Here is a 19,438-nt window from a genome sequence, read left to right on the forward strand (position 1 = left end):
GTCCGCCTTATTCGGCGGCGGTGAACGCAATCTCGACGCGATGCCCGGGCCTCTCCGCGTCATCGCGCGCCGGCCCGGACGTCAGCTTCGCCCGCAGGCCACGGACGAGGTTCTCGACGACGACCTGGCCGATCCCCCGCGCCGCTCCCTCCGCCGAGGCCAATCCCACGCCGTCATCCTCGATGATCAGGCGGCGCGGCGCATCGTCCGTCGCCGGCGACATGGTGACCCGCACGCGACCCGAGATGTCGCCCGGGAAGGCGTGCTTCAGAGCGTTGGTGACGAGTTCGTTGATCAGCACGACATAGCTGAGGGCGTCCCTCCCCGAGACGACCATGTCCGGCATGTCGAGCTCGACCGCGATCTTCGGGGTAGGCTGTGTCTCGCGGATGGCCGTGATGGCCTCCTCAAGATAGGGGCGGGCCTCGACCTCATCGGTCTCGATGTTGAGCCGCATCCGCCGCTGACCGGCAGCGATGGCGTGGATTCGCTCTCGCGCATTGGCGAGCGCCCGCTTCACGTCCTCGCTGCCCTCGGCGCGGCTTTGCATGTTGAGCAGCGATGACACCATCGCAAGATTGTTCCCGACCCGGTGGTTGACGTCGCGCAGCAGGGCCTCGACACGCAGCTTCTCGCGTTGAAGGTCCTCGGTGCGCTGATCGATCAGGGCTTCAAGGGAAGCATTGTCGGCGGCGAGCAGCTTCGCCTCCCCGAGCGCGTTGACAATCTGCCGGCTGCCGACGGCAACGAGCACCCCGATGATCAGGAGCATGGCGACAAGGCTACCGATCCGCGTGAGCCGGGCCCAGTCGAGGCGCTCGTCCAGCAGCGTCTGCTCGGTGAACTTGATCTGCTCCATGAGGCGCGTCGCCTCGTCCATCATGCCCTTGCCCCGGCCGTCGGCGATGATCGCGATGGCCGCCGTCGTGTCTCCGGCCTGGGTCAGTCGCGCGATCTCCTTCGACTGCTCCAATACGCGCAGCAGGACCGGGCGCGCCTGCTCCACCAGCCGGACCTGGGACGCCCTTTCCGCCACCAGCGCCTGCAATTGCGCCAGGTGGCTGAGGACCTGATCCTCGGCCCCGTCGAGCAACTGCATGAACTCGCGGTTCCCGGTCGACGCGAAGGCCCGGATGCCGGACTGTGCCTCGCGGGTGCGCCGGAGCACCTGTTCGGACCGCTCGCGAACCTGGAGCGAATGGATGGCCCAGTCCGCCGACTGCGCCGCCTGCCAGTTCGCCCACATGGCGAACAACGCCGCGGACGCCAGGATCAACAGGCCGAGGACGAGTGAGTTGACGGCAAGGGCGGCGCGGATTTTCGGCAATGGCGTGGCGGCTGCAAGCATTCGGACCCCGGGGGAAAGCGGTGGAGGTAATCGATAGGGCGTCGCGGCCGCGGTCAATGTGTCAAATGACGTTCAGGTCAGAGATCCCCTTCCGCCGCAGCGTCCGCCGGCTCATCGCCCGCGTTCAGGGATCCGTCATCAGCGGCCGCAACTTGCTCGCCACACTGTGCGACCTGATGATCGCCTTCCGAGCGGACGCAAGTCGGCAGGTGGGGCCGAAGGTCGGCTCGGTTGATCCCGTCGCTGGCGACAATCGCCCTCAAATGTGGCGAGGCAGCGTAGAGGTCATAAATTCTCGACTTCGGGCCGGGAACCGATGCCAAAAATACCGCGTTTGAGACGCGTCACAATGGCCACGAGGATGGCATCATGGTCGACAAGTTTCTTTCGCAGGATCTCTTGAGGGCGCTCGACATCTTCATCGCCGAACAGCATCCGGGCATTTCCCGTTTCGATGCGCTCCGGCTCGCCTTCCACGACTGGGCGACCCGACACGGCTATCTCGACACCCAGCTGGAAGAGGCCGAGGTGTTCCCGCGTCGCCATCAGGTGGGCGTCTCCAGGGCCGACCGGCATACGGCCGGCGAGATGCTCGACCAGTTCATCCATGTTCACCGATCGCCCAACGGCAAGGCGCGATAGGTTGGCGGCGGGGCGGCGGGTGGAGTGGCGGAGACGGAGGGATTCGAACCCTCGATACCCTTTTGGGGTATGCTCATTTAGCAAACGAGTGCCTTCAGCCGCTCGGCCACGTCTCCGTTAGCGCGCTTCTATGCCCGCGCCGCCGGTGATTTGCAAGGCGGCGGGGCGGGCGATGTTCACAGCACCGTCATGCCGAAGCCGGCCGTCTCGGCGAGCGGCTCGGCGATGGCGTCCTCGGCTGCCTCCTCGCGCAGCCAGGCGCAGAAGGCGGCGACCTGGGGCTTGGCCGCGCCAGCCTGCGAGCGGATGAGATAGTAGCCGTGGGGGCCGTCGACCTGCCGGTCGAAGGGAGCGACCAGCGTGCCGGAGCGGATCGCCTCGTTGATCAGCGGGGAGACGCCGAGCGCCACGCCCTGGCCGCTCATCGCCGCCTGAATCATCTGGTCGTAGCGCGAGAAGCGCAGCGAGCCGGCGGGCTTCAGGTCCTCGATGCCGAGCGCCGTCATCCAGGTGCCCCAGTCGAACCAGGTGCGGCTGGCGCCGTGGTAATCGAGATGCAGCAGCGTGTGGTGGCGGAGGTCCTCCGGCCGGCGCAGCGGCGTGACGCCGTCGGCGACGAGCGAGGGATGGCAGACGGGCAGGATGTCCTCGGCGAACAGGCGTTCGGCGCCGGCCGCGGCGCGGTCGGTCTTCGAATAGCGGATGGCGAGGTCGATCATGCTGCGGTCGAGGTCGAGGACGCGGTCGTTGGCGATGATGCGCACGTCGATGTGCGGGTGGAGCCGCGTGAAGCGCTTCAGCCGGGGGATCAGCCAGAGCGAGGCGAAGCCCGAGACGGTGGTCACCGCCAGCTGGTTGTCGGTGCTGCGCGCCCGCATCTGGTTGATGGCGCCCTGCAGGCGGTCCAGCACGTCGATGGCGATGCGCTGGAAGGCGCGGCCGTCCTCGGTGAGGGCGAGGGCGCGGTGCCGCCGCTCGAACAGGGTCACGCCGAGATGCTCCTCCAGCGTCTTGATCTGGCGGCTGACAGCCGACTGGGTCAGCGCCAGTTCGTCGGCGGCGCGGGTGAAGGAGAGGGTGCGGGCGGCCGCCTCGAACCCCTGGACGAAGCCCAGGGGCGGCAGGTCATAGCGTTTGCGTGCCATTCTCTGAACTCATGCAGTGCGTGAGAATTGATCGTTTGTGCGGTGCCGCAAGAGCAAACATCATAAGCGCATGCCGGAGCAGTTGTCGCGTCCGGATCAGTTCTGACATTCCCCTCGTTCATTCAGAGGAGGCCGCCATGGTCTGTCTCGACACCCCCTCGCGCGTCCACGTCCGCCGTGGCGGCATCATCCGCCTCGAAGGCGCCCTCGGCGCCGCCGTCCTGTGCCATGCCGGTGCTGTCTGGGTGACGCTGGAGGACGATTCCCGCGACATCCTCATCGAGGCGGGCGAGAGCTTCGTCATCGATCGCGGCGGGCTCAGCCTCGTCTGCGCCATTGCCGGGCCGGCGGAGATCGAGGTGACCGCGGCCGGGGCGGAACTGTCCGGCGGGGCGCCGGCCAACGAGATGCCCGCCGAGCTCAACCAGCCGGCCAGGGCGGCCTGACGCGATGCTCCGGTCCGCTCCACCCATGCGGCGCGGGCCGGCTGCCGCGCGCGTCACCCTGACCGAGCAACTCATCGTCCGCCGGTTCGAGGCGGGCGAGGAAGCGCGCCTGCAAGCGCATGTCGAGGGCCTGTCGCCGCTCTCGCGCCGGTACCGCTTCCTCGGGGTGATCAATGGTCTATCCCTCGCCGAGGCGCGCCGCCTGATCGGTGACGGAACCGGTCCCGTCTTCGCCGTCGCAGCCGAGTTGGACGGACCGGACGGGATGCGACTGATCGGGGAGGGGGTCTGCGCCATCGGTGGCGATGGCACGACGGCGGAATTCGCCCTGTCCGTCGCCGACGCCTGGCAGGGGCAGGGCATCGGCCGGGCGATCCTCGCCGGGATCGGACTGCGGGCCGTCTCCAGAGGGGTCGACGTGCTTCATGGCGAGGTGCTGCGCGGCAATGATCGCATGCTGGCCCTGGCGGCGCGTGCCGGCTTCGTCGCCCGGCCGCACCCCGGCGATCCGCGTCTCATCCGGATCGAACGGCGCATTTCGGTCGCTGCCGGCTTGCGCACGCGTCTGGCGGGCCTCGATGCCGGATCGGCCCTTGCGGCCTGAGGCGGGGGCTTGACAGGCCGGCCGGCCCCTTCTATCACTTAACTCAATGGTTAAATAAAGGGTCGATCGACCCCGGCCGCGGGGTCGCCTGCCAGTTCAACGCCGTGCCAGGGAGGAGGCGATGCACTGGATCGCCCGATACCGGACCTTCTGGCAATGCCGCCTCGATCGCCTGCAAGCCTTTCTGGAGAATGAGCCATGTCCGCCCAATCCCAGCCGATCACCACCGGCGCCGGCGTCCCCCTTGCGGCGACGCGGCCGAGCCTCACCCTTCGGCGCTGGCTCAACGCCTCTCCGGCGCGGGTCTATGCGGCGTGGACGGACCCGCTGAGGCTCGCCCAGTGGTGGGGGCCGGGCACGCCGGACGACATGGATGTGGTGGAACTGGACGTGCGCGTCGGCGGCGCCTTCCACATCGGCTTCTCCTATGCCGGCGAGCGCCATGACGTCCACGGCGTCTACAAGGAGGTCGTGCCGGGTGAGCGGCTGGTCTTCTCGTGGTTCTGGAAGTCGACGCCGGAACGCGTCTCGCAGGTGACGATCCGATGCCGTCCCGATAGCGAGGGCTGCATGCTGACGCTGATCCACGAGCAGCTCTTCGACGAGGCGGCCCGCCTCGGCCACACCCGCGGCTGGACCGCGTCCCTCAACAAGCTGGAAGCGCTGTTCTCGCGCGAGGCCTGACCATGCACCCCCGTTCCCCCGAACGCATGCAGCTCCACTTCGCCGAGACGATGATGCCGCGAAAGGCCTGTTTCGTGGCCCGGCATCTCGACGCACCCGTCGACTTCATCCGCGTCGATCTCGGCAGGGGCGAGCACAAGGCGCCTGCCTTCCGGGCGCTGAATCCCAACACGAAGGTGCCGGTCCTTGTCGATGGCGACCTCGTCCTGTGGGAGTCCGACGCCATCATGCTGCATCTGGCGCTGACCACGGGTTCCGGCCTCTGGCCGTCGGACCCGCGCGGCCAGGTCGAGGCGCAGCGCTGGCTGAGCTGGGCGGCGCACGAGTTCAATCCGCAGACCGCCACGCTCTATTTCGAACACATCATCAGGCCGATGTTCGGTCTGGGCGACGTGGACGCGGAGGCGGAATCCGCAGCGCTGGCGCGCACGCGCAAGGGGCTGGCGCTGCTCGACGCGCATCTCAAGGGCCGGGATTTCCTCCTCGGCCCGCGCCTCTCGCTGGCCGACGTCTCGGTGGCTATCACCTTTCCCTATGCGGAGAAGGCGAACATCCCGCTCGGCGACTATCCGGGTGTGGCGCGCTGGAACGAGCGCCTGAGCACCCACCGGTTCTGGAACGAACCCTTTCCCGAGGCGGTCGCCGCCTGACGAGGTCCAGGGGCCAGGGAATGGCCCCAAGCCCGATCTTTCCCGGCGGTGCCCCCTATGCCGGGAAAGGTCGGGCCTTCTTTTCCCGTCCGCTTGTCCGTCAGCCGCCGTAGCGGCCGGCGGCCTCCTCCGCGAAGGCGAATTCACCGATGAGACGGACACCGCCGAGCCAGATCTCGGCGATCTCGCCTTCCGCATCACGGACGCGGCTCGCGGCTTCCCCGGCCTGGTTGAAGCCTGGCGCGCGGGTGATGAGCCCGGCGTCGAGGCCGGTCACCGTGATCTCGCTGACCTCGGACAGCGGCGGGTTCAGCACCGGCGGCGAGGCCAGCACCCTGTTGCCGACCGGCACGAGATCCACCGCGCCCCAGAGCGTCCACCAGCGGCCGGCCCAGTCGGCGACCTCGGCATTCGGCGCGCCGCCCTTCTCGAAGGCCTTGAGAATGTGGCCGATGCCGTCGACCCAGACCTGGGCCGGACCGTCGATGGCGTTGGTCAGCACCGAGATGGCGATGTCCTGCGCCGGGAAGACGGCCGTGCGCGACAGCGTGCCGGCAAAGGACCCGGAATGGCCGAACCAGTCCCACCCGCTGAGCGAGCCGGAGATGGTGCCGAGCCCGTAATAGCGCTCCAGCGTCGATTCATTGTCGCGCCAGTGGCGGCGGGTCATGTCGCGCCGGCTGGCGGCCGAGAGGAGCGTCGACGGAGACGACGGCGCAAGCTGCGAGAAGAAGCGCGCGAGATCGGCGGCCGTGGACACGAAGCCGGTGGCAGAGGCGAGATCGGCGGTTGCGGCGTCCCCGGGGATGACGAGGCGCCTGCCGAAGGGCAGGCGGGTCGAATGGCCCTTCGCCAGCGTGCCCTCGCCCATCAGGCCGATGTCGGCATGGGTTTCCGTCAGCCCTGCCGGCACGACGATCTCGCGCATGATCCAGTCGCGGTAATGCTCGCCGGTCACCGCCTCGATGATGAGGCCGAGGATGCCGAAGCCGTGGTTGGAGTATTTGAAACGCTGGCCGGCGGGCAGGGGCGGCAGCAGCGCCAGTTCCTCGCGCAACTGGGCTGCGGTGAGGAAGGGGCGCAGGTCGCCGAAATAGCCGGCATCCGCGCCGTCGCGGACATAGCCGGCGCTGTGGGACAGCAGTTGCTGCACGGTGGCGGCCGCCGCCGCCTCATGCAGCCCCTGCACGAAGGTGCCCGCCGCATCGTCGAGGCGGAGGAGGCCGCGGTCCTTCAGCTTCAGGATGCCGGCCGCGGTAAAGGTCTTGGAGTGGGAAGCGACTCGGAACCGGTGCCGGGACGTCAGGGCTTCGCCCGAGGCGAGATCGGCCGTGCCGAACGCCTCTTCCAGGACGATCTCGCCCTTGTGGGCAATGGCGATCGAACAGCCAGGCTGGTCGACGTGCTGGACCTGAAAATCGATCCAGCGAGGCACGTAGTCGAGTGCGGCCCTCAGCCAGGCATCCATGGTCATCCCCCTCGCAATACTTGTCGGCGCGACATTGGCACGGCGCTGCGACAGGGGGAAAGCGGGAGATCGCCGGATGGTGAAAGGGCGATCTCCCGTCCGTGCCGTCAGACAGCGGCCAGCTTCTTCTCCACGACGCGTGCATAAAAGGCTGCCGCATAGGGCAGGAGCTTGTCGTTGAAGTCGTAGGCGGGGTTGTGGACCTGGGCGGAATCGCCGTTTCCGATGTTGATATAGGCGCCGGGCACCTTCTCCAGCATGAAGGAGAAGTCCTCCGATCCCATGATGAGCGAGCGGTTGCGCTCGACATTGGCCTCGCCGGCGATCTCGGCCGCGACATCGGCGGCGAAGGTCGCGTGCTCCGGCGTGTTGTAGAGCGGCGCGAAGATCAGCCGCCAGTCGACCTCGGCGGTGGCGCCGAAGCCGGCCGCGACGCCCTTGGCCATGCGCTTCATATTCTCCTCGATCAGCTTGCCGACCTCGGGCTTGAAAAAGCGCGCCGTGCCGCGGATGAAGGCTGTGTCCGGCACGACGTTGTAGGCGTCGCCGCCCTCGATCCGGGTCACCGAGATGACGCCCTGGTCGACCGCGCCGATGTTGCGGGCGACGATGGATTGCAGCGCCGTGACGATCTGGCAGGCGGTGAGCACGGGGTCGATCGAATGCTCAGGGTGGGCACCGTGCGAGCCGCGGCCCTGCACCTTGATGTCGAAGAAGGCCCCGCCGGCCATCATGTGACCGGGCCGGATGGCGAACTTGCCGACGTCGAGCTTCGGCGAATTGTGGAAGCCGAAGACCGCATCGCAGGGGAAACGCTCGAACAGGCCGTCCGCCAGCATGGCGCTGGCGCCGCCGACACCCTCCTCGGCCGGCTGGAAGATGAGGGTGACGGTACCGTCGAAGTTCTTCGTCTCGGCGAGATACTTCGCGGCGCCCAGCATGCTCGAGGTATGGCCGTCATGGCCGCAGGCATGCATGCGGTTTTCGAACTTGGAGCGGTAGGCGAGCTGGGTCGTCTCCTGCATGGGCAGCGCGTCCATATCGCAGCGCAGGCCCACGGAGCGGGTCGACGTGCCGACCTTCAGGCGGCCGACCACGCCGGTCTTGCCGACGTTGCGATGAACCTCGTAGCCCCAGCCCTCCAGCGCCTTCGCGACAATCTCCGAGGTCCGCCGCTCCTCGAAGCCGATCTCGGGATGGGCGTGGAAGTCGTGCCGCCAGGCGGTCATCTCGGGAGCGAGGGCAGTGATCTTCTCGGGGATCGGCATGGACAGGCCCTTGTGTTGGTCTCGATCGTCGGCGCGTGGCCGCGGGGAGAGGGACCATAGCCGCGGCTCGCCGCCCCTGCCATGCAGGCGATGCGGGCGGGCGGGCCGAGCCATGCGCGGCAGCCATGCCTCGCCCGCCCCGAGATTGCGTCGCCGTGCTCCGCTGGCACAGGATGGTGCGCCCCATCACCCCAGCGAGTCCGACTGCCATGAACCCCTGCGACCTCACCGCCGTCGAGGCCCGCCGTCTGATCGGCGCCAAGAAGCTCTCCGCATCCGAACTGCTGGAAAGCTGCATCGGGCGGATCGAGGCTGTCGACCCCGCCGTGAACTGCATGGTGGCGCGGGACTACGAGGGCGCGCGGGCGACCGCGAAGGCGGTCGATGCCGCGGTCGCGCGGGGCGATGCGCTCGGTCCGCTGCACGGCCTGCCGGTCGGGGTCAAGGATCTCGAGAACACCAAGGGCCTCCGGACGACCTATGGCAGCGTTCTCTTCAAGGACTTCGTGCCGGACGAGGACCAACTCATCGTCAAGTCGGTGCGCGAGGCCGGCGCCATTGTCCTCGGCAAGACCAACACGCCGGAATGGGGCGCCGGCGCCAACACCCGCAACGCCGTCTATGGGGCGACAGGTAATCCCTTCGATCCCGCGAAGTCGGCAGCGGGTTCCTCCGGCGGCTCGGGCGTGGCGCTCGCCTGCGGCATGGTGCCGATCGCCACCGGATCGGACACCGGCGGTTCGCTGCGCAACCCGGCCGCCTTCAACGGCATCGTCGGCTTCCGCCCCTCGCCGGGGCTCGTCCCCAGCGACAAGCGGCCGCTCGGCTGGAACCCCCTGAGTGTCCTCGGTCCGATGGCGCGCACCGTGCCGGACCTCTGCCTGCTGCTCTCCACCATGGTGTCGGACGATGCCTGCGACCCGCTCGCGACGACCATCCACGGCACTGTGGTCCGCCGTCCCGAGGACTTCGCGGTGCCGGCCGAGATCGACCTCGCATCGCTCCGCGTGGCAGTCACCCCGGATTTCGGCTTCACACCCACCGAGAAGCACATCCGCCAGGTCCTGGCCGAGAAAGTCGGGCTTTTCGCCCACCTGTTTGCCGGCGTCGACGACGCGACGCCCGATTGCAGCGGCACGGACGAGGTCTTCGAGGTGCTGCGGTCAGTCGCCTTCATGGCGGGCATGTACGAGCGCGTGCGCGACACGCCGGAACTCGTCGGCCCGAACGTGCGCGCCAATGTCGAGGAGGGCCTGACCTATTCCGCCCTCGACGTGACGCGGGCGCTGAAGCAGCAGACGGTCCTCTACAAAAACTGGCAGCGATTCTTCTTGGGCTACGATGTCATCCTGTCCCCGGCGGTGACGCTGAGCCCAAGGCCCTGGTCGGAACTCTATCCCGCCGAGATCGACGGCACGCCGACGCGCACCTATTTCCACTGGCTCGCCAACGCCTATGCGGTGACGACGGTCGGCTATCCCGCGATCTCGCTGCCCGTCGGCCTCGACCACAACGGCATGCCCTTCGGACTGCAGATCGTCGGGCCGCGCGGCGGCGATGCGAAGGTTCTTGCCGTGGCGGCGGCGCTGGAGCGGGAGCTTGCCGGCGATCCGCGCACGGCCCGTCCGGTTCCCGACATCGCCAGGCTTTCGGCCGCGGCGCCGATCAGCGCCATGCCCGGTTTCATGGGCTTCGACTGACCGCCGGGCAAAGCCGATTGCAAGACCCGCCCGGGCGCGCAACGATGGAAGGCCTTGCGCCGCGGAGATTGGCGCAGGCTGTGAAGGGGGACTCGCGATGATATTTGACAGACGTACGCTTCTGAAGGGCGCGACGGCCTCGCTGGTGGCAGCGCCGGCGCTGGCGCAGGACTGGCGCGCTTCCACCATGCGGTTCATCCCGCAGGCGAACCTGTCGTCCCTCGACCCGATCTGGACGACGGCCACCGTCACAAACAACCACGGCTATTACGTCTACGACACGCTCTTTGCGGCAGACATGAACTTCAAGGCTCAGCCGCAGATGGCCGAGGGGCACGAGGTGCTCGACAACGGCCTGCGCTGGCGGATCAAGCTGCGCCCCGGCCTGAAGTTCCACGACGGCGAGGCGGTCCGCGCGCAGGACTGCATCGCCTCTATCATGCGCTGGACGCAGCGCGACGCCTTCGGCCAGCTGGTCGGCAAGGTCATCGACGGCACGCAGGTGATCGACGACCGCACCTTCGACATCAAGCTGAAACGGCAGTTCCCGCTCCTGCTCGACGCCCTCGGCAAACCCGATACGCCGGCCTTCGTCATGCCGGAGCGCCACGCCAAGACCGAGGCCACCAGGCAGGTCACCGAGATGGTCGGCTCGGGTCCCTACCGCTTCATCGCCGGCGAGTACAATTCCGGCAGCCGGGTGGTCTACGAGAAGTTTGACGCCTATGTGCCGCGCCAGGAGGCCGCCAGCCGCGGCGCCGGCGGCAAGGTCGCCCATTTCCCGCGGATCGAATGGCACATCATGCCCGATACCTCGACCGCAGCGAACGCCATCGTTCGCGGCGAGATGGACTGGTGGGAGCGTCCGCCCGCCGACCTTCAGCCGCTGCTGGCCCGGTCGCGCGACATCACCCGCGAGGTCACCGATCCGTCGGGCCGCCTCGCCATCATGCGCCTCAACCACCTGCAGGCACCCTTCAACAACGTGAAGGTGCGTCAGGCCGTCCGGATGGCGGCGATGCAGGAAGACTACATGCGGGGATCGCAGGGCAACGACGCCTCCGCGTGGAAGATCTGCCGCAGCCTCTGGCCGCAGGGCACGCCCTACTACAGCGGCGAACAGGAAGACCTGATGCCGCAGTCGATCGACAAGGCGAAGGAGGCCCTGAAGGCCTCCGGCTATGCCGGCGAGAAGGTGGTGATCATCAACCCGACCGACTTCCCGGACATCGGCCCGCTCGGGCAGGTGACCGCCGATATCCTCCAGAAGATGGGCATGAACGTCGATCTCGCCGAGACCGACTGGGGCACCGTGATCCAGCGCCGTGGCAGCCGCGAATCGACCGACAAGGGCGGCTGGAGCATCTTCCACACGACCGGTCCGGCCGCAGGCTGGGGCACGCCGGCGACCTCGCTGCTGGTGCGCGGACAGGGCGCGCGTGGCTGGTTCGGCTGGTGGGACAGCCCGAAGGCCGAGGCGCTCACCGAGGAATGGCTTTACGCGCCCGATGCAGCCGGCCAGCAGAAGGCGGCGAAGGAGCTCGGCCGTCTCGCCCTCGAGGAGGTCGCGACCGTTCCGCTCGGCCAGTTCACGTTGCGCACGGCCTATCGCAAGACCCTGACGGGCATGCCGCACGGCTCGGCGCCCTATCCGTGGAGCATCAAGCGGGCCTGACGGCTGGACCCTTCGCCCGTTTCAGCAGACGACAATGAACGGCCGGGCCTCGCGCCCGGCCTTTTCGTTGTCGGGCACGGTCAGATGTGTGAGCCGTCGCGCGCCTTGTCGCCGCCGGGGGACGTCGCTGGCGGAGTGGGGTCCAGCGGCTCGAAGGGGGAGGATGTCGCGGTTGCCGTGTGCGGCACCGGCGCAGCACGGGACTCGCCCGTCACCTCGCTGATGATCCCGCGGGCGATCTCGCGCTCGCCCATGATGACGGTGCCGGCGCCGAGGTTCGTCAGGTGCTCGACCTCGGCGTCCGAGTGGGCGCGCGCGATGATGGTCAGCTGCGGATTGGCTGCCCTGGCCGTTTCGACGATCTGGCCGGCCTCGAAGGCATTGGGAATGGCCACGATGAGCCGCCGCGCGCCCGCGACATTGGCGCTGCCGAGGATCTCGCCGCGCACGGCATTGCCCGAGATCGTCTCGACCCCGTCGTCCCTGAGCCGGCCCTGCGGCCTCGCCGCGTCCTCGATGACGAGATAGGGCAGGGCCTTCTCCTTCAGCGCCTGCCCGACCAGGCTGCCGACGCGGCCATAGCCGACGAGGATGGTATGGTCGGTGAGGGCGGTGGTCTGCGGTTCTTCCTCGTCTTCAGCGGGCGGCGGGGGTGACACCGGGGCCGGCGTGTCGGCGGGGGCGGGCGGCGTCGCCGTCGCCCCCTGATCGAGCCGCCGCTTGATCCAGCCGACACCGGCGAAGACGGCGGGATTGAGCATGATGGACAGGATGGCGCCGGCCAGGATCAGGTCGCGCCCCTGTTCGGGCAGGAGCTTCAGGCCGACGCCCAACTCGGCGAGAATGAAGGAGAACTCGCCGATCTGCGCCAGCGAGGCGGAGATCGTCAGCGCCGTGCCCGTCGGATAGCGGAAGGCGATGACGATCAGGAAGGCGGCCAGCGACTTGCCGATGACGATGATGAACAGCGTCGCCAGGATCGGCCAGGCGCCGGTCATGAGGCTCCACGGGTTGAACAGCATGCCGACGGACACGAAGAACAGCACGGAGAAGGCGTCGCGCAGCGGCAGCGATTCCTCCGCCGCCCGGTGGCTGAGTTCCGATTCGCTCATGATCATGCCGGCGAAGAAGGCGCCGAGCGCAAAGGAGACGCCGAAGAGCTTGGCGGCGCCGAAGGCAACCCCCAGCGCGATGGCGAGCACGGCGAGGCGGAACAGCTCGCGCGACCCGGTATGGGCCACATAGTGCAGCAGCCAGGGGATGACCTTGCGGCCGAGGCCCATCATCACGGCGACGAAGCCGACGACCTTCAGGAGCGTGACGAGAACGACGCCGCCGACACCGAGGCCGAGCCATTGCACGACCGGATCGCTGGCGGCTGCCGATTGTGTCTCGCCCCCGAGCAGGCCGGCGACAGCCGGCAGGAGGACCAGCGCCAGCACCATGGCGATGTCCTCGACGATGAGCCAGCCGACGGCGATGCGGCCGCGCTCTGTCTCGATGATGCGGCGCTCCTGCAGCGCCCGGAGCAGCACGACGGTTGACGCCACCGACAGCGCGAGGCCGAAGACGATGCCGGCGCCCATGGTCCAGCCGAGCGCCCAGGCGAGCGCCATGCCCATGGCGGTCGCCGCGCCGATCTGCACGATGGCGCCTGGCACGGCGATGGCCCGGACCGAGAGAAGATCCTTCAGCGAGAAGTGCAGGCCGACACCGAACATCAGCAGGATGACGCCCATCTCGGCGAGCTCGGTGCCGAGCTTCTGGTCGGCGACGAAACCGGGCGTGTGCGGTCCGATGAGAAGGCCGGCGAGCAGGTAACCGACCAGGGTCGGCAGCTTCAGCCGGTTGGCGATGAGCCCGAAAATGAACGCGAGCCCGAGACCGGCGACGATAGTGGCGATCAACGGGGTATCATGCGGCATTGTCGAGCCTTCGGCCTCACGTCAGCGAACAGGGGAGTGGGCCGGAAACGGCCTGCGCCGCATTATGAGGACCGTACCGGCTTGAGGCAACGCAGGCGGCGCGGCAGGATGCCGCGCCGGGACAGGCTTTCGTGATGGCGGAGCCCCGATTCAGATGCCCGAGGCGAGGTAGCCGCCGTCGACCGCCACCACCGTTCCGGTGACGAATCCGGCGGCGGGAGAAGCGAGATAGACTGCTGCGCCGACGAGCTCCTGCGTCTTGCCCCAGCGGCCCATGGGCGTCCGCCGCAGGGCGTTCTCCTTGCGCTCCGGCGGCATCTTCGAGGCGTTCAGTTCCGTCATGAAGAAGCCCGGAGAGATGGCGTTGACCCGCACCCCGCCCATCGCCCATTCGGCGGCGAGCGTCTGCGTCAGGCCGACGATGGCGTGCTTGGTCATCGCGTAGGGGCAGGCGCGCGGCCAGCCGCGATGAGCCGAGAGCGAGGCGATGTTGACGATGGCGCCGCGGCCACGCTCCAGCATGAGCCGGCCGAAGGTGGTGCAGGAGAAGAAGACGCTGGTCTGGTTGGTGCGGAAGATGAACTCGACCTCCTCCTGCGTGAAGTCGAGGGTCGGCTTGATGATAGTGGTGCCCTGGCAGGGCACGAGGATGTCGATGGGGCCGAACTCGCGCGTGACGGTGTCGGCGAGGCGCGCGAGATCCGCGCCATCGGTGACGTCGGCGACATAGCCCTTCGAGCCGGGATGGGCGGCGGCAAGGCGTGCTGCGGCTTCGTGCAGCTTGTCCGGGCTGCGGGCGGCGATCGCCACACGCGCCCCGGCCTCGGCATAACCATGCGCGATGGCCTCGCCGATACCGCTCGAGCCGCCGATGACCAGGGCGTTGAGGCCGGCGAGCGACAGGGATGTGGAGGGCTCGCTCATTGCGCATCTCCGTAACAGTCGACAGCCCGCAGAGTGGCGTCGAGCCAGCCCGCACAGGCGCTGGGACGGATGGGCATGGCGGTTCCTCCCGGAGGCGGGCCATCCGCCCCTTTCTCTCAAACCTGCTCGTGTCCCAATGCCGATGCAAGCGCCTGCAACACGCGGGCTGCCCGGCCACCATACGGGCCACACCGGCGAGGCTCATGTCGCCGCCCTGCGTGGCGGATGACCGTCAGGCGCCGGGCGAATGGGAGTTGGTGCTGCAATGCGGGGCACTGTTGGAATATTCTTCTTCTTGTGCGTCGATGTTGTTCTTGTAGGATAAGGATATTCTACAAATCGCAGGCGCCGCGGGGTGGCGTCCAGCCGGGACCGCATCCATGGACGCCATCGACAGGAAGATCCTCACCATCCTCCAGGACGACGCGACGATCTCGATCGCGGAACTCGCCTCGCGGGTGAACCTGTCGCAGACACCGTGCTGGAAGCGAATCCAGAAGCTCGAGGGCAACGGCTTCATCATCAAGCGCGTGGCGCTGGTCTCGCCCGAGAAGCTCGGCCTCGGCCTGACCGTCTTCGTCTCGATCGAGACCTCCGATCATTCGCGCGAGTGGCTGGCGCGCTTCGCCGACACCGTCTCGGCCATGCCCGAGGTGATGGAGTTCTACCGGATGGCCGGCGACGTCGACTACATGCTGCGCGTCGTCGTCACCGACATGGCCGCCTATGACGCCTTCTACAAACGGCTGATCGACACCATTCCGCTGAAGAACGTCACCTCGCGCTTCGCCATGGAGCGCATCAAGTCGACCACCGCCTATCAGGTGCCGGCGGCAGTGGCGAAGGCGTAAGGGCGACCGACGGGCGAACATGCGCCGTCAAGTCAATCCGGTCAGGTCCGGAGGAATCGCTCGGATGCGCGCCAGCAGCTGACGCAGGTCGAATCGCCTCAGGGAGCCGCGCCGCCTCGAAAACCCGTCCGAAACCGCGCCGTTGCTGGCTTCCTCGCGGAATCGTGTCTGGCCGGCGATTGGGGCGTGCGTCACTGTGAACCGTGGGAAGCGGTCGGCTGTCATCTGGCGCCAGAGTCCAGGGCGGCTTTTGGCGGTTAACCCTCCCGGTCGCCGCACCGGTTCGAAATCCGCTGCATTTTCATCAAGTTGCAGTCATTTCGCCGGCGGCCCCTGTGGTTAAGAGGCCCGTGTCCTTCCTGCAACAGTCCCCGCCAAAGCCTGTTCGGGGGGCGTTCGGAGCCCTTGTTTCGATTGATCGGCGCGGGGGCATCGGTAATGGTGACCTTGCGACGAAGGGGGGCACCCCGGTCGCACCGCCCTTCCTGGGGTCGAACGGCACTCAGCCACGACAGCAGAAAAGGCGGCCAAACGGGGAATATCGGAACCAAGGCCTTCTTCGGGAAACCGGACAGGAACCAGGGAACCAGGCTCCCTCAGGAGAAACATTGGAGGTCTACACAATGAAGACGGTTAAGAGCCTTCTTCTCGGCGCTGCGGCGGGCTTCGTTGCCCTGACCGGCGCTCAGGCAGCGGATCTCCCGGGCAAGGCTGCCCCGGCCGAGTACGTGCGCATCTGCGACACCTACGGCGCGGGCTTCTTCTTCATCCCGGGCACCGACACCTGCCTTCGCATCGGCGGCTACGTCCGCATGGATGCCTATGTTGGTCAGCAGTTCTCGCCGGCGACGAACGTCTACTCGACGCGTACCCGCCTGCTCCTGAACTTCGACGCTCGTTCGAACACCGAGTACGGTCTGCTCCGCGCCTATGGTGAGTTCCTCATCCAGCGCGGCCCGGGCAACAACGTCCTGCCTGCGACCCTCGCCACCGGCGCTGGTTCGACGGGTCAGGCGTCGGCCGCCTACATGTCCCGCGCGTTCATCCAGTTCGCTGGCTTCACGTTCGGTAACTCGGCCTCGTTCTTCAACTTCTACCAGGGCGACGTCCAGTTCGTTGCTTCCGCCGGTGCCGCCATGGACCCGTCGCGCAACTCGTCGAACCTGATCGCCTACACCGCGTCGTTCGGTTCGGGCTTCTCGGCCACGATCTCGATCGAGGATCCGCAGTTCCGCCGCATCGGCGCGATCGGCACGATCGCTGCTGCGGCCGTCCAGACCAACGGCGTGATCTACAACGGTCAGGCTATCCCGGACATCGTCGGTAACCTGCGCGTCGATCAGGGTTGGGGCTCTGCCCAGATCATGGCTGCCTATCATGAAGTCCGCACGACCGTTGCTGCTGGTCCGCCGGCTGTTGGCGCGACCTCTGCTGGTTGGGCTGTTGGCGGTGGCGTCCGTCTGAACCTCGACATGCTTGCCCGTGGCGACGTGCTGTGGTTGCAGGCGACCTACGCGGACGGCGCTCTCGGCTACGTCTTCACGAACGATAACTCGGACGGTCTCATCCAGACCCGCCAGGCTGTCGGCGTGGGCCTGCTGACCGCTCTCTATGCGGACGGTGTGCTGAACGCCGCCGGCACCGGCATCGTGAAGTCGAAGGCCTGGGGCATCCACGGTGGTTTCCGCCACTTCTGGACCCCGGCTCTCCGCTCCGCCATCTGGGGTAAGTACGTCAACATCGACTCCCCGGGTGCTGGTTCGCTCGCCGGTCAGGCTCTCAACGACATCCGCTTCTGGCAGGTTGGCGTGAACACCGTCTGGTCGCCGGTTCGTAACCTCGACCTCGGTGTCGAGGTGGTCTACTCGAACCTCCGCTCGCGCGACAGCGGCATCGGCACCACGCCGGCTGCCTCGATCGGCAACGCGACCGCCTGGTCCGGTATGTTCCGCGTCCAGCGCAACTTCTGATCGGGTCCGGTCTCAGACCGGTTCCAGTCTATAAAGACCCCGGCGGGCAACCGCCGGGGTTCTTTTTTGTTGGCGGCGTTCGCCGCTTCGTGCGTCGTCCGGACGACGACAGGGGCGGATGGCGGGTGCGTCGCCGATGTCGGTCATGTTTCTGCTTCGGCCAGTACGGCTGATTTTGCGCTGGCGGCGGCCCTTTCACCCGCTCCGCTGCGGGACAACCAAGCCGGTTGCGACTCCGGCACTTCTGTAAAAAGTTGTCGATTTTGCATAATCTTGTGACCAATCGATAATTGGGATTATGAACGAAGTGGTGCCGTTCTTTTTCCTTGCGTCGGACGGGACGTGACGGCATTCCGGAGGGGCAGTTGCGCCGGATTCGGCGCGCGGTGGCACGGGTCGTCGTCGACGGGGGCAGGGCATGGCGGATGCAGGTTTCGGGCGCTTCATGCGGCATTGGCCGCGCCTGATCGCGGCGGCGCTATGGGTTCTGGCGCTGACGCCGACGCCCGGTGCGGCCCAGACGGCCGAGGCTCCCGCTCCCTACCAGCTCTCTCTGGTGCGCGAGGGTGACCTCGTCGCCCTCGGTGGCTCCCTGCCGGACGAGGCGAGCCGCGAGGCGGTGCTCGGTGCCATTCGCGCCGTCTCCGCCGACATTGCGGTGATCGACATGACGGCGCTGGCGCCGGATGCGCCGCCCGGCTTTGCGCCGGCGGCGATCTGGGCTGCCGGTCTCTCCGCGCGCCTCAAACCCGGCTCCGTGCTTCTGTCGGGCACAGACATGACCGTGCTGGGTCGGCCCGACGGGCTGGCCGGACAGGCGGCTGTGACCGCCGCCCTCGGCCAACGTCCCGCCGGCTTCGCCCTGCTGCGCAGCGAGATCGCCGCGCCGCTCGTCAAACCTTTCGTGCTGACGCTCGAGCGAACGGCCGGCGGCCTGTCGCTGGGCGGCGTTGTCGCGAGCGGCGCGGAGAAGGGCGAACTTGCAGCCTTTGCCGGGTCACTTGGACTTGGACCCGTTTCGGACAGCCTCGTCGTCGCGGATGGCGCGCCACCGTCCACCGACCGGATGGCCGCGGCGCGGTTCGGGCTGACGCAGCTCGCGCGGATGACGACGGGAGCCGTGCGCCTGGAGGACGCGGCCCTGTCGCTCGAAGGGGAGGCGGCGGACCGCGCCGGCTTCGCGGCGGTGACGCTTGCCCTCAGGAGTAGCCCGCTGCCCGGCGGCGTGTCGCTCAAGGCATCGCGGCTCGAAGCGCCCGTCGTCACGCCCTATCGCTGGACGGCGGAGAAGTCGGCGTCGGGCCTGCGGCTGCAGGGCTATGTGCCGTCCGACGCTGACAGGGCGTCCATTGCCGCTGCGGCGGAGGCCCTGTTCGCGCCGCTCGGCGTCACCGACGAGCAGGTCGTGGCGCGCGGCGCGCCGGCCGGCTTCGAGACAGCCGCCATCGCCGCGATTGGGCAATTGGTCCTGCTCGACCGGGGCAGGGCGACGCTGTCGGATTCCGCACTGGCGATTGCCGGCGAGGTTGCGTCATCGACGGCCGCGGCTGCGGCGCGTGCGGCGATCGAGGGCTCGGTGCCCTTCGGCTTCACGGTCAGCCATACCATTGCCGCTCCCCTGCCGCCGGTGGCGGCCGTTCCTCCGCCGGCGCCTCCCGCCTGCCTCGCCACCATTGCGACCGAGATGGCGGCGGGCGGCGTCGTGTTCCAGTTCGGCCGCGAGGTCATCCGCCCGGAGAGCGTCGCAAGGCTCCGCCGCATCGCCGAGGCCATGAAGGCCTGCCCGTCGGTTCGGTTCTCGGTCGAGGGGCATACCGATTCCGACGGGATCGCCAGCCAGAACGTCGATCTCAGCCATCGGCGCGCGCAGGCCGTGGTCGCCATCCTGATCCGCCAGGGGATCGAGGCGGGGCGGCTGCTCTCGGAAGGGCATGGCGCGACGAAGCCGCTGGTGCCCAACGATTCGCCGGCCAACAAGGCGCGCAACCGCCGGATCGAGATCGTCGCGCGGTGAACCGGGCGTTCCCGCCGCCGAATTCGCGCAGCGCCGCCGCCGCTTCCGTTTGAAGCCGGCGCATCCATCCGCTAAAGGGACGCACGTTCGAATTTTTGGGCCCGCGCCTTGCGCCGCCTTCGAG

The 19,438-nt window shown here is 68.0% G+C and carries 16 protein-coding genes and 1 tRNA gene; 10 read left to right on the forward strand and 7 right to left on the reverse strand.

Going from position 1 to position 19,438, the window contains the following annotated elements; all coding sequences use genetic code 11:
- Positions 1-7: 7 nt before the first annotated feature.
- A complete protein-coding gene (locus ACJ4V0_RS11255; protein ID WP_448299671.1) occupies positions 8-1,348 on the reverse strand; it encodes a sensor histidine kinase in 1,341 nt (446 codons plus the stop codon).
- Positions 1,349-1,717: 369 nt separating this feature from the next.
- Here ACJ4V0_RS11255 and ACJ4V0_RS11260 point away from each other — a divergent pair, with 369 nt between their 5' ends.
- Positions 1,718-1,990, forward strand: a complete 273-nt coding sequence (locus ACJ4V0_RS11260) for a hypothetical protein (RefSeq protein WP_448299672.1) — start codon at positions 1,718-1,720, stop codon at positions 1,988-1,990.
- Between the two features lie 25 nt (positions 1,991-2,015).
- Here the strand turns inward: ACJ4V0_RS11260 and ACJ4V0_RS11265 are convergent.
- Positions 2,016-2,106, reverse strand: a tRNA-Ser gene (locus tag ACJ4V0_RS11265).
- Positions 2,107-2,166: 60 nt separating this feature from the next.
- Positions 2,167-3,135: a transcriptional regulator GcvA gene (gene gcvA / locus ACJ4V0_RS11270; RefSeq protein ID WP_448299673.1), complete on the reverse strand. Its 969-nt coding sequence runs from the start codon at positions 3,133-3,135 to the stop codon at positions 2,167-2,169.
- 137 nt (positions 3,136-3,272) lie between these two features.
- Here gcvA and ACJ4V0_RS11275 point away from each other — a divergent pair, with 137 nt between their 5' ends.
- From ACJ4V0_RS11275 to ACJ4V0_RS11290, 4 genes are all read left to right on the forward strand, one after another.
- Positions 3,273-3,581 carry a DUF2917 domain-containing protein gene (locus ACJ4V0_RS11275; protein ID WP_448299674.1) on the forward strand — a complete coding sequence of 103 codons (309 nt, stop codon included), beginning with the start codon at positions 3,273-3,275 and terminating at the stop codon, positions 3,579-3,581.
- Between the two features lie 25 nt (positions 3,582-3,606).
- Positions 3,607-4,185 carry a GNAT family N-acetyltransferase gene (locus ACJ4V0_RS11280; RefSeq protein WP_448299675.1) on the forward strand — a complete coding sequence of 193 codons (579 nt, stop codon included), beginning with the start codon at positions 3,607-3,609 and terminating at the stop codon, positions 4,183-4,185.
- A 198-nt stretch (positions 4,186-4,383) separates the two neighbouring features.
- Positions 4,384-4,869, forward strand: coding sequence for an SRPBCC family protein (locus tag ACJ4V0_RS11285; RefSeq protein ID WP_448299676.1), 486 nt, complete (start codon positions 4,384-4,386; stop codon positions 4,867-4,869).
- Between the two features lie 2 nt (positions 4,870-4,871).
- Complete coding sequence (locus ACJ4V0_RS11290) at positions 4,872-5,519, forward strand: glutathione S-transferase family protein (protein ID WP_448299677.1); 648 nt, start codon at positions 4,872-4,874, stop codon at positions 5,517-5,519.
- 100 nt (positions 5,520-5,619) lie between these two features.
- Here ACJ4V0_RS11290 and ACJ4V0_RS11295 read toward each other — a convergent pair whose 3' ends face one another.
- Positions 5,620-6,987 (reverse strand): serine hydrolase domain-containing protein, encoded by a 1,368-nt coding sequence (locus ACJ4V0_RS11295; protein WP_448299678.1) that lies wholly within the window; start codon positions 6,985-6,987, stop codon positions 5,620-5,622.
- Between the two features lie 107 nt (positions 6,988-7,094).
- The gene (locus ACJ4V0_RS11300) at positions 7,095-8,255 is read right to left on the reverse strand and encodes a M20 aminoacylase family protein (protein ID WP_448299679.1); all 1,161 of its coding nucleotides are present in this window, start codon (positions 8,253-8,255) and stop codon (positions 7,095-7,097) included.
- Between the two features lie 209 nt (positions 8,256-8,464).
- Between ACJ4V0_RS11300 and ACJ4V0_RS11305 the strand changes: the two genes are divergently transcribed.
- Complete coding sequence (locus ACJ4V0_RS11305; protein WP_448299680.1) at positions 8,465-9,955, forward strand: amidase; 1,491 nt, start codon at positions 8,465-8,467, stop codon at positions 9,953-9,955.
- A 97-nt stretch (positions 9,956-10,052) separates the two neighbouring features.
- Positions 10,053-11,630 carry an ABC transporter substrate-binding protein gene (locus tag ACJ4V0_RS11310; protein ID WP_448299681.1) on the forward strand — a complete coding sequence of 526 codons (1,578 nt, stop codon included), beginning with the start codon at positions 10,053-10,055 and terminating at the stop codon, positions 11,628-11,630.
- Between the two features lie 80 nt (positions 11,631-11,710).
- Here ACJ4V0_RS11310 and ACJ4V0_RS11315 read toward each other — a convergent pair whose 3' ends face one another.
- A complete protein-coding gene (locus ACJ4V0_RS11315) occupies positions 11,711-13,555 on the reverse strand; it encodes a cation:proton antiporter domain-containing protein (protein ID WP_448299682.1) in 1,845 nt (614 codons plus the stop codon).
- Positions 13,556-13,705: 150 nt separating this feature from the next.
- The gene (locus ACJ4V0_RS11320; RefSeq protein ID WP_448299683.1) at positions 13,706-14,479 is read right to left on the reverse strand and encodes an SDR family NAD(P)-dependent oxidoreductase; all 774 of its coding nucleotides are present in this window, start codon (positions 14,477-14,479) and stop codon (positions 13,706-13,708) included.
- A gap of 380 nt (positions 14,480-14,859) precedes the next feature.
- On the opposite strand from ACJ4V0_RS11320, the gene ACJ4V0_RS11325 reads away from it, so the two are divergent.
- From ACJ4V0_RS11325 to ACJ4V0_RS11335, 3 genes are all read left to right on the forward strand, one after another.
- Positions 14,860-15,330 carry an Lrp/AsnC family transcriptional regulator gene (locus tag ACJ4V0_RS11325; protein ID WP_448299684.1) on the forward strand — a complete coding sequence of 157 codons (471 nt, stop codon included), beginning with the start codon at positions 14,860-14,862 and terminating at the stop codon, positions 15,328-15,330.
- 623 nt (positions 15,331-15,953) lie between these two features.
- Positions 15,954-17,300, forward strand: a complete 1,347-nt coding sequence (locus ACJ4V0_RS11330; protein ID WP_448299685.1) for a porin — start codon at positions 15,954-15,956, stop codon at positions 17,298-17,300.
- Positions 17,301-17,718: 418 nt separating this feature from the next.
- A complete protein-coding gene (locus ACJ4V0_RS11335) occupies positions 17,719-19,314 on the forward strand; it encodes an OmpA family protein (protein ID WP_448299686.1) in 1,596 nt (531 codons plus the stop codon).
- Positions 19,315-19,438 lie beyond the last annotated feature (124 nt).

It is taken from the genome of Phreatobacter aquiterrae (genome assembly GCF_053471285.1).

What these genes read in the sequence shown, in the direction of transcription:
- ACJ4V0_RS11335 (WP_448299686.1), top strand. Translation starts at nt 17,719, where the DNA reads ATGGCGGATGCAGGTTTCGGGCGCTTCATGCGGCATTGGCCGCGCCTG.
- ACJ4V0_RS11300 (WP_448299679.1), bottom strand. Translation starts at nt 8,255, where the DNA reads ATGCCGATCCCCGAGAAGATCACTGCCCTCGCTCCCGAGATGACCGCC.
- gcvA (WP_448299673.1), bottom strand. Translation starts at nt 3,135, where the DNA reads ATGGCACGCAAACGCTATGACCTGCCGCCCCTGGGCTTCGTCCAGGGG.
- ACJ4V0_RS11310 (WP_448299681.1), top strand. Translation starts at nt 10,053, where the DNA reads ATGATATTTGACAGACGTACGCTTCTGAAGGGCGCGACGGCCTCGCTG.
- ACJ4V0_RS11275 (WP_448299674.1), top strand. Translation starts at nt 3,273, where the DNA reads ATGGTCTGTCTCGACACCCCCTCGCGCGTCCACGTCCGCCGTGGCGGC.
- ACJ4V0_RS11330 (WP_448299685.1), top strand. Translation starts at nt 15,954, where the DNA reads ATGAAGACGGTTAAGAGCCTTCTTCTCGGCGCTGCGGCGGGCTTCGTT.
- ACJ4V0_RS11255 (WP_448299671.1), bottom strand. Translation starts at nt 1,348, where the DNA reads ATGCTTGCAGCCGCCACGCCATTGCCGAAAATCCGCGCCGCCCTTGCC.
- ACJ4V0_RS11285 (WP_448299676.1), top strand. Translation starts at nt 4,384, where the DNA reads ATGTCCGCCCAATCCCAGCCGATCACCACCGGCGCCGGCGTCCCCCTT.
- ACJ4V0_RS11280 (WP_448299675.1), top strand. Translation starts at nt 3,607, where the DNA reads ATGCGGCGCGGGCCGGCTGCCGCGCGCGTCACCCTGACCGAGCAACTC.
- ACJ4V0_RS11295 (WP_448299678.1), bottom strand. Translation starts at nt 6,987, where the DNA reads ATGGATGCCTGGCTGAGGGCCGCACTCGACTACGTGCCTCGCTGGATC.
- ACJ4V0_RS11320 (WP_448299683.1), bottom strand. Translation starts at nt 14,479, where the DNA reads ATGAGCGAGCCCTCCACATCCCTGTCGCTCGCCGGCCTCAACGCCCTG.
- ACJ4V0_RS11305 (WP_448299680.1), top strand. Translation starts at nt 8,465, where the DNA reads ATGAACCCCTGCGACCTCACCGCCGTCGAGGCCCGCCGTCTGATCGGC.
- ACJ4V0_RS11260 (WP_448299672.1), top strand. Translation starts at nt 1,718, where the DNA reads ATGGTCGACAAGTTTCTTTCGCAGGATCTCTTGAGGGCGCTCGACATC.
- ACJ4V0_RS11315 (WP_448299682.1), bottom strand. Translation starts at nt 13,555, where the DNA reads ATGCCGCATGATACCCCGTTGATCGCCACTATCGTCGCCGGTCTCGGG.
- ACJ4V0_RS11325 (WP_448299684.1), top strand. Translation starts at nt 14,860, where the DNA reads ATGGACGCCATCGACAGGAAGATCCTCACCATCCTCCAGGACGACGCG.
- ACJ4V0_RS11290 (WP_448299677.1), top strand. Translation starts at nt 4,872, where the DNA reads ATGCACCCCCGTTCCCCCGAACGCATGCAGCTCCACTTCGCCGAGACG.